Annotated in this window: 3 protein-coding genes; 1 reads left to right on the top strand and 2 read right to left on the bottom strand. The window is 69.6% G+C overall.

All coding sequences use genetic code 11. The annotated features are described in order from the left end of the window. Positions 1-471, bottom strand: a 471-nt coding sequence (locus N878_RS18480; RefSeq protein ID WP_021445064.1) for a hypothetical protein, incomplete at its 3' end; no start/stop codon positions are given. A 130-nt stretch (positions 472-601) separates the two neighbouring features. Between N878_RS18480 and N878_RS18475 the strand changes: the two genes are divergently transcribed. Beyond that, positions 602-1,483 (top strand): pseudouridine synthase, encoded by an 882-nt coding sequence (locus tag N878_RS18475; protein WP_021445063.1) that lies wholly within the window; start codon positions 602-604, stop codon positions 1,481-1,483. A gap of 94 nt (positions 1,484-1,577) precedes the next feature. Here the strand turns inward: N878_RS18475 and N878_RS18470 are convergent. Next, positions 1,578-2,148, bottom strand: a 571-nt coding sequence (locus tag N878_RS18470) for an AbrB family transcriptional regulator (RefSeq protein WP_021445062.1), incomplete at its 5' end; no start/stop codon positions are given.

The raw sequence follows: 2,148 nt of genomic DNA, 5'->3' as shown, positions 1-2,148 counted from the left end.
GGCCAGCGGCGGCTGGTCGGGGCGGTTGAGCACCAGGCCCTTGCCGCCGACCTCCACCTGCCAGAACGGCTCGTTGCCGCTGGCACGCAGGGTCAGGCGCTTGAAGTTGAGGTCGTCGCAGCCATGGCCTTCGCCCTGGATGCGGTACAGCTGGCTGACCTCGAAACGACCGTCGCTGCCGTTGCCCTGGCTGCCGCCCAGCCGGCCGGCGAGGTCGGCGAACAGCGCAGCCTGGCCGTCGGCCAGCAATTCGGCGGCTGCGCGGGTGACGCCGGTGTTGCCGCTGTCGACCAGGGCGAAGCGGCGCTGCTCCTGGCAGGGGGTGAAGAACAGCTGGCCGCCCTGAGCCTGCAACTGGCCCTGCAGGCGCGTGGCCGGCGGCGGGCCTTCGGGTTTGCCGGTGTAGACCTGGCAGGCGGTGAGCAGGGGCAGCAGGGCGAAGCTGGCGAGCAGGGTGCGGGTGATCGACATGAAAGCCTCCGAACGGAAGCCGCCACCTTAGCCACAGGCGTGCGCCGGCTCAAGCCGTTTGCTTTTGACGGCGCGCGCGGGCTGCGGCCTAATGCGCCGGATCAGCCGTTGCCCCCGAGTTGGTTCTGCCATGTCCAGCCCCGCCATGCGCCCCAGCACCCTGCACCTGCCTCAGGGCGAGTGGGCGACGGTGCTCGACTGTCTGTGCGATCACTTTCCCGCCATCGACCGCGCCACCTGGCTGCAGCGCATGGCCCGCGGCCGGGTGCTGGATGCGGCAGGTGGGCCGCTGGGCCCGCAGCATCCCTATCGGGTCGGGCTCAAGGTGCGCTACTTCCGCGAGGTGGCGCAGGAGACGCCGATTCCCTTCGAGGCGCGCGTGCTGTGGCAGGACGCACAGCTGCTGGTGGCGGACAAGCCGCATTTCCTGCCGGTGATGCCGGCCGGCGAGTACGTCGAGCAGACCCTGCTGGCGCGGCTGGTCAGGCTGACCGGCAATGCCGAGCTGGTGCCGATCCATCGCATCGACCGCCTCACCGCCGGGCTGGTGCTGTTCTCGGTCGAGCCGAGCAGCCGCGGCCGCTACCAGGCGCTGTTTCGCCAGCGTGCGGTGGAGAAGCGCTACGAGGCCATAGCCCCGGCCTTGCCGCAGCTGCAGTTTCCCCATGTGCATCGCTCGCGCATGATCGAGGGCGAGCCGTTCTTTCGCATGCAGGAAGTGGCGGGCGAGGCCAACAGCGAGACGCGTATCGAGGTGCTGGAGCGCCGCGGCGCGCTGTGGCGCTACGGCCTGTCGCCGGTGACCGGGCGTAAGCACCAGCTGCGTGTGCACCTGGCCGGGCTCGGCGCGCCCATCGTCGGCGACGATTTCTATCCCGAGCTGCACGACAGCCGCGGCCAGCCGGACGACTACGCCAAGCCGCTCAAGCTGCTGGCGCGCGGCCTGCGCTTCGTCGACCCGCTCAGCGGGCAAGTACGTGAGTTCGAGAGCCAATTGCAGTTGCAGTGGTAGCCCTGGTGCGCAGGGCGCACCCTACGGAACGGTGTAGTCGTAGGGTGCGCCGTGCGCACCAGAAGCATCATAAAAAAAGCCCGCACAAGGCGGGCTAAGCGTGGCTCTTGCACCAGAGCTTGAATAAGGGCTCGGCGAGAAACATCACCAGAAACAGCCGCAGCACCTGCAGGGCGGTGACCAGTGCCACCGCCAGCTGCAGCGCCTCGGCGGTCAGGCACAGTTCGGTGATGCCTCCGGGCATCATGCCCAGCATCAGCGACAGGCGATCCTCGCCGGCCAGCCAGCCCAGCGCTTCGCCGAGCAGAGCGGCGGCGAGCATGGCCAGCAGGGTGAACAGCAGTACGCGGGCGAGAAAGCCCGGCGCGCTGCGAAAGAAGGCGCGGTCGAAGTGACAGCCCAGGGCGCAGCCGATCAGCCACTGGCCGAACTGACCGAAGCCCGGCGGCAGGCCCAGGTGCAGATCGAAGCTGGCGCTGGCCACGGCGCAGGCGGTCAGCGGGCCGAGCATCCAGGGGTTGGGCTGTTTCAGCCGCGTCCACAGCAGCGCCAGCACCGCGCCGGCGGCCAGCAGGACGAGCAGCCAGGCCCAGTCCACCTGTGCCGCCGGCGGGGCGTCGACGGCCGGCAGGCTCCAGGTGAACAGCGCTGGAATCAGCAGTACC

The organism is Pseudomonas sp. EGD-AK9, from assembly GCF_000465935.2.
GTDB lineage: Bacteria > Pseudomonadota > Gammaproteobacteria > Pseudomonadales > Pseudomonadaceae > Aquipseudomonas.
The sequence above is the reverse complement of the archived record's forward strand: the minus strand, read 5'-3'. Positions and strand labels throughout refer to the sequence as shown.